The organism is Marinospirillum sp. (genome assembly GCF_014859565.1).
Genome location: NZ_JACUUA010000167.1, coordinates 1 through 7,236 on the forward strand (window position 1 = coordinate 1; position 7,236 = coordinate 7,236).

The 7,236-nt window shown below is 49.9% G+C and carries 4 protein-coding genes and 1 pseudogene; 1 reads left to right on the forward strand and 4 read right to left on the reverse strand.

Annotation, left to right across the window (positions count from 1 at the left end):
* The coding region (locus tag IBX50_RS15355) for a DEAD/DEAH box helicase family protein (protein ID WP_292257173.1) at positions 1–3,133 on the forward strand (3,133 nt) is incomplete at its 5' end.
* 179 nt (positions 3,134–3,312) lie between these two features.
* On the opposite strand, the gene IBX50_RS15360 is transcribed toward IBX50_RS15355, so the two are convergent.
* The 4 genes and pseudogenes from IBX50_RS15360 to IBX50_RS15375 form a co-directional block, all read right to left on the reverse strand.
* Complete coding sequence (locus tag IBX50_RS15360) at positions 3,313–4,977, reverse strand: AAA family ATPase (RefSeq protein ID WP_292257174.1); 1,665 nt, start codon at positions 4,975–4,977, stop codon at positions 3,313–3,315.
* Between the two features lie 82 nt (positions 4,978–5,059).
* Positions 5,060–6,166, reverse strand: a complete 1,107-nt coding sequence (gene aroB, locus IBX50_RS15365) for a 3-dehydroquinate synthase (RefSeq protein WP_292257175.1) — start codon at positions 6,164–6,166, stop codon at positions 5,060–5,062.
* Between the two features lie 30 nt (positions 6,167–6,196).
* Positions 6,197–6,736: a shikimate kinase AroK gene (gene aroK, locus IBX50_RS15370; RefSeq protein WP_292257176.1), complete on the reverse strand. Its 540-nt coding sequence runs from the start codon at positions 6,734–6,736 to the stop codon at positions 6,197–6,199.
* Positions 6,736–7,236, reverse strand: a pseudogene (locus IBX50_RS15375) (type IV pilus secretin PilQ); the annotation flags it as partial. The pseudogene IBX50_RS15375 and the gene aroK, both read right to left, overlap by 1 nt.

Here is a 7,236-nt window from a genome sequence, read left to right on the forward strand (position 1 = left end):
AACGGATGCGCTGACTTTTATCAAGGAAACCCAACCCAGGGAGTGGCAGAAGTTCTGCAAAGTCTTCCCGACCGACTCTGAGCGCCATTTTCTTGATGCGCTGGTCACTAAGCTGAAAAAGGTCGATGAACACACTACGGACCGTGCATCACGTACCTACGGCACGCTGGGTGTGTTACGTCATGGTTTGAAAATACGCAACGCCCGTTTTGAGCTGTGTCAGTTCAAACCTGAACATCATCTTAACCCTGAAATTCTGGCACGTTATCAGCAGAACATCTGTCGTATTGTACCTGAGCTGGTTTACAGCCCCTATGCAACCCAGGCAGAACTTGCAGCAACCGGCAAACAGGCAAAACGCTGGCGTATTGATCTGGTGCTGTTCGTTAACGGATTACCTGTTGCCACACTGGAGCTGAAGTCAGAATTTAAACAGGCGGTGGAACAGGCTATTACCCAGTACAAGCTGACCCGTTTACCCAAAGACCCTGCCACCAGAAAACCAGAGCCGTTGTTAACCTTTAAGCGCGGTGCCCTGGTGCATTTTGCTGTAAGCCAGTATGAAGTTTATATGGCGACCAAGCTAGCAGGGCAGGACACCTACTTTTTGCCTTTTAACAAGGGTACACATGAAGGCGGTGCGGGTAATGATATTCCCACAGATGAAAACACCTATGCGACGGATTACCTGTGGAATGAGGTGTTAACGCCAGATAATCTGCTGAACATCATCGGGCGCTTTGTCCATCTGCAAATCGAAGAAAAGGAAGACTGGGAAGGACGTAAAACCAAAAAAGAAACCCTGATCTTTCCCCGTTACCACCAGTGGGATGTGGTGACCAGGCTTATCAATGCTGCAATGGAAGAGGGTACAGGTCATAAATATCTGGTTCAGCACAGTGCCGGTTCAGGAAAATCCAACTCCATTGCCTGGACAGCACACCAGCTTTCCACTTTGCACGATGCCGAGGGCAACAAGCAGTTTGATTCCGTGATAGTGGTAACAGATCGCACGGTATTGGATGACCAGTTGCAGGATACCATTTATCAGTTTGAACATGCGGATGGGGTGGTGGGGCGTATCAACCGCAAGGAGGGTGATGGTACAAAATCTGAGAAGTTGGCAAAGGCGCTGGAAACCTCTCAGCCAATTATTATTGTAACCATTCAAACCTTCCCGTTTGTACTGAAAGCAATCGAAAACACAATCAGTCTGAAAGAGCGGTGTTACGCGATTATTGCTGATGAAGCCCACTCATCCCAAACGAGTTCAACAGCGCGTCAGCTTAAAGAAGTATTGATGACTGATGAGGCAGATGATGATTCTGAACTGTCTTCTGAGGATATTCTTGATGCAACCCTGGCGTCGCGGCGTGGTAGTGCCAATCTCAGTTATTATGCTTTTACCGCTACCCCCAAGCCCAAAACGCTGGAGTTGTTTGGTCGTTTGCCTAATCCCGAGGAGCCAGCTTCCAGGCACAATTTACCTGTGGCTTACCATGTTTACTCCATGCGGCAGGCGATTGAAGAAGGCTTCATTCTTGACGTTCTGAAGAACTACACCAGCTACAAGGTGATCTACCAGCTTAAGCAGAAGCTGGAAGCAGAAGACAAAGAAGTGGATGCGGGTAAAGCCAAGGTGAAGCTCAATAGCTGGGTGCGCCTGCATGACCATAACATTTCGCAGAAAGTGAAGGTAATAGTTGAGCACTTTAAAAAGAATGTGATGGGTTTACTGGGTGGGCAGGCAAAAGCCATGGTAGTCACCAGCTCACGCAAGGAAGCGGTGCGCTATAAACTTGCCTTTGATAAATATGTGGCGGAGCAGGGTTATGCAGGCATTCGGGCGATGGTGGCTTTTTCTGGTGAGGTGGAGTTTAACGCCGCTGATCCAGACAGCACCGCGTTTCTGAATCAGAAGTTCACCGAGCACAGCATGAACCCTGAGCTTAAAGGGCGCAATATGCGCAAAGCCTTTGATACAGATGACTATCAGGTCATGCTGGTGGCTAACAAGTTTCAGACGGGTTTTGACCAACCAAAACTCTGCGCCATGTACGTTGATAAAAAACTTGCTGGGGTTGAGTGTGTGCAAACTCTGTCGCGCCTTAACCGCACCTATCCGGGGAAAGCGGAGTGCGGCACCTTTGTGCTGGATTTTTACAACGACCCACAGGATATTCTGGATGCCTTCCAGCCTTATTATCAGGTGGCAGAGCTGGCAGATGTCACAGATCCTGAAAAGATTGCTGATCTTGCAGTTAAACTGAAAGCCAGCGGTATTTTTCTGTGGTCTGAGGTAGAGCAGTTTGTTGATGCCTTCTTTACCAGAAATAAATCCAATGCGGCGATCAGCAATATCTGTAAACCTGCCATTGATCGGTGGCGTAAGCGCTACACATCAGCAGTGGAAGTCTATCTACATGCCAAAAACGTATTTGAACGAACCAAAATGACTGGTGATCCAGTGTTGATTGCCAACGCGGAAAATTCTTTTAAAGAGAGCAAGCAGGAAAAAAGCCGCCTGGAGATCTTCAAGAAAGATCTGGCCAGTTTTGTGCGTTTTTACGAGTTTATGTCGCAGATTGTCGATTACGACGACAAAGAGCTGGAAAAGCTGAGCCTGTTTGCAAGGCACTTGCGCCCGATGTTGCGTGAGAAGGTGATTGAGGAGGATGAGCTGGATCTGGATAACGTGGTAATGAGTCATTACCGTTTATCAAAGATCAGGCAGCAGGACATACAGCTCAAAGAAAATACCGCAGAGTACAAGCTGCACCCAGGTAATGATATTGGCACCGCTAAAGCAAAAGACAAAAAAGAAGAGTTTTTGTCACGGATTATTGAGCGTTTGAATGAGGTGTTTATCACCGACAAGCTCACTGACAAAGACATGATCAACTATGCTTTTACGGTGCGTGACAAGCTAACCGAAAATGAGACGGTGATGAATCAGATTGCTAACAACACCCGTGAACAAGCCATGCTGGGTGATTTTCCCCGAGCAATTGATGATGCAATTCTCAGTAGCAACGCCGCGCATCAGGAGCAAATGATGCAGCTTTTATCTGATCCGGCCAAAACCCAGCTATTTGCCCGGGTTGTTTTTGATATGTTGAGCCGAGAGAGGTGAAACGGTTGCTTTGGTTGATTTGTAAACAGGCAGCAAGGTTTTGCAACGTATTTTGCAGCAGGGTGATTGATCCTCTTCACAAGGCATCCTGGTGTTTAATATTTTGTAAAAATTCCACCAGCTCCTGAATGCGAGTGCTGGGGTTGTCTGTGTGGTGCTGTTTAGCAAGAAAAGCTGAATCAGCGATTGGAAATATCGTTCTGAACGCTCTGGAAGGTTCTTGCCCAGGGGCGCTGATTACGCAAAGGCTCCGGCAGGTTCTGGATAGCTGTCAGAGCAGCGTCACGATTGGCATAATCTCCGTAAACCACTACATACCAGGGGCGACCCTGATAACGGCCTTCAAAGTAGGAGAAGTCTGCCGGGCGGCTCTGCGATTGAATAAAACTACGCACGCTGTTTTCATCCAGGCTGCCCATCATTTGCAGTGTGAAGTGTTGTGGCGGTTTTGCCATCAACATGGCTTCCCTGCGTGCACCCTGATTCTGGTAAGAACTGGAGCTGGCTGGTGCTTGAACAGCGGATACAGCCGTTTGTGGTGGTGGCACGGCAGTCGGTGCCGCAGCGGGTGCGGGTGCTGGTGCAGGTTGGGCCGGCGTTTGAGTGATCTGGGCGGGTGTGTCATCCGGCATATCAAGCCGTGTTTTGGGTGCCACTACCGGCGCAGGTGTTGGTTCAGCTTTTTCTGGTTCTGCGGCGGGTGTTTGTGGCTCAGGGATGACGGATGGTGGTGTGCTATCCGGGGTGTCGATTTCTATCTCGGCAGGAGCAGGCATGACAGCAGGCAGGCTGTCCAGAGGCTGAATCATTTCAGGTTCTGTTGTTGGTGTTTCTTCTGCTATAGATAAAGGTCGAGGCTGCCAGGCTTCGGTACGGATTTCCTGTGAGTGCGAGATCAGGCTGAGGTCTGGTGTGGATGAAGGCCCGAATTTATCCTGATACAGGAAACCGAGTGCTATGCCGGTCATTAAAAAAACACCAATCAGTATCGGCCAGAGCGGAATCCCTTTGCGCTGTTTTTTAGCAGGCTTGTTATCCAGCGCTTTTTTGGCTGCTTTAGGTGGCAGGGTGGGTTTTTTGCCTGCGGTTAACAGCAGTTCTTCTTTTAATGTGGCATTTAATGCGCCTGGCCAGCCCATGGATGCTTTGTAAACTCGATGAAACTGCTGGTCATCCAGCGGCAGGTGATCCATGCCAACACTATGGCAGCGGTGCTCCAGATAACCTCTGGCTTCGATTTCACCAAAAGGTTCCAGTGGCAGGTGATGACCGACAGACTCAAAACGTGACTGGTTTTCTTTCTTGTGCAGTTTGTCGAACAGTTCCTGACGGCCAAAAAGGGCAATATGCGGGCGCTTGCTGTCACTGCTGGTGGTGGCAAGATCCAGCAGCAGGCTGAGTGCATCCTGTTCAAGCTGTTCAGCATTGTCTACCAGAATCAGGCAGCTGCCGCCATCCTCATTAAGCAGAGCGCTGTAGTTGCGGATTTCGGTCAGATAAAGTGTGTTATCCGCTTTGGCTGGGATTTCCAGATTCAGGCTGCGTGCCAAAAATGGCATTAGCTGGCCTGCGGTGGATACCTTGGCGGCATTCACTTGTGTGGCAACAACACCTGAGTCCAGCTGCTGGGTCATCCTGTTTTTCAGATGAGTTTTACCGCTGCCCTGCGGACCAATGATGGTCAGCAGCAGGTTGCTGTAACGGCTCAGGTGCAGCAGTAGATCAAGATGTTTGCCGTGTTGTTTGCCTGGGTAAAAAACAGCCGAATCATTAATATGTTGCAGCAGGAGCAAAGGTTCGTAATCCGTGCTCGGACTGTTCAGTGACGGTTCCCTGGGTTGCATGCCAGCGACTCCCTAGTCGTTGATGCGGATGTTCAAAAGCCGAATTTAAACATAACAGATGCATAGGTGTAACGTCTTGTTGTTAAAACCCGTGCGGATTTGTAATTGCATCATTCAGACACTGACGTAATAACGGCAGATCAGTGAAATCAAACAGCTCTGCCTGGCCGAGTTGACGCAGTAAAATTAGACGTAACTGACCGTCCAAATTCTTTTTATCCACAGCCATATGCTTTAAAAAGCTGTCAGTGGTCATGGTTTTTGGTGGGTGAGTGGGTAATCCGGCTGCCTGCAGGATGCTGGCCACACGTGTTACATCGGCATCAGAAAGCCAGCCCATGCGTCGTGATAAATCTGCAGCCAGCCACATACCCACAGCTACCGCTTCACCATGCAGCCACTCACCATAACCCATTTCGGTTTCTATGGCATGTCCGAAGGTATGGCCGAGATTCAGTAAGGCACGTTTGCCACTTTCCCGCTCATCCTCAGCCACTATATCGGCTTTGCACTGGCAGGAGCGGTCAATGGCTTGACTTAACAGCTGCTGGTCACCAGCTATCAGTCCTGGCATTTGCTGTTCCAGCCAAGCCAGAAACGCCAGATTACCCAGCAAACCATACTTAATCACCTCTGCCATGCCAGCAGATAGCTCCCTGGGCGGCAGAGTTTGCAGGGTACGGGTATCGGCCAGCACCACACGGGGTTGCCAGAAGGCACCCAGCATGTTTTTGCCTAGTGGGTGATTAACCCCGGTTTTACCACCAACCGAAGAGTCAACCTGAGAAAGCAGGGTGGTGGGGATTTGGATAAAATCCACGCCACGTTGATAACTGGCCGCTGCAAATCCGGTCATATCTCCGATCACACCACCACCCAGGGCAATCAGGGTGGCATTACGGTTAAAACCGGCCTCCAACAGGTTGTCCCAGATTTCTTGTAGATGTGCCATGTCTTTGTAGGCTTCACCATCCGGCAGGATGCAGGTATGGATGATCAGCTCTGGGCGTGCTGTGATCAGGCTTTGGGTGAGGGGCTCCAGATACAAGGGCGCAACGGTGGTATTACTGACAATCAGGATTTGTTTACCGCGCAGTAGGGGTAACAACAAATCTGCACGTGTTAACAAGTCAGTACCGATGTGTATGGAGTAACTGCGCTCTCCCAGATCCAGATTCAGGCTTTGCATGGTTTTTCCAAAGTTTGACGGGTTACGGGTTCAGAGGTGTTGCATTAATCGCTGTTTGATATCCAGCATCACCTGCCGCGGTGGTCGCTGGTCAGTGTTAATGGTCAGGTGTGCGGTTTGCTGGTACAGCGGATCACGCAGTTTACACATTTCTTCCAGTCGCTGTCGGGGGTTTTCGGTTTGCAACAAGGGGCGATTACGATCCTTGCCGGTACGTGCCAGTTGTTGCTCAACGGTGGTACGCAGGAAAATCACCACGCCGCGACTATTCAGGGCAGTACGATTTTCTGGCCGCAGCACTGCACCGCCTCCTGTTGCCAGTACAATGCCGGTCTGCTGGGTGAGTTCATCAATAACCTGGCTTTCACGGAGACGGAAACCTTCTTCGCCTTCCAGATCAAAAATCCAGGGGATACTGGCTCCGCAGCGACCCTCTATGACTTTGTCAGAGTCGTAAAATGGACGTTTTAATGTACTGGCAAGCAGACGACCCAGGGTGCTTTTTCCGGCACCCATCGGACCGATCAGAAATATATTGGTACTGTTGTTACAGCGAGGTTCATCCTGCATTAGTTTCCGGCCAGGGTGTTGTTGATCAATCTAGGAGTAATGAAAACCAACAATTCTACTTTTTCCTGGCTCTGAAAGGAACGACGAAATAACCAACCCAGCAAAGGCAGGTCACCTAGAAACGGAGTTTTGGCTTCGGCGCTTAACTGCTGAGAGGTAAAAATACCACCAATCACAATGGTTTCACCGTTGTTAACCAGTACCTGCGTTTCCACTGCATTGGTGTTGATGGTGGGGCCAGCGTTCAGGGTTTCTTCACCCTTGCTGTCGTTGTTGACCTGCAAAGTGAGGAAAATTCGCCCGTCACCAACAATCTGCGGAGTCACTTCCAGGCGCAGCTCAGCCTGACGGAAGTTGGTGGTGCGTACACCATCTGCATCGGTGCTGGTGTAAGGGATTTCTTCACCGGAGCGAATCACCGCCTTGTTGCGATCCGAGGTAATGACCTTGGGCTGGGAAATGATCTCACTGCGGTTTTCTGACTCCAGTGCGGCCAGCTC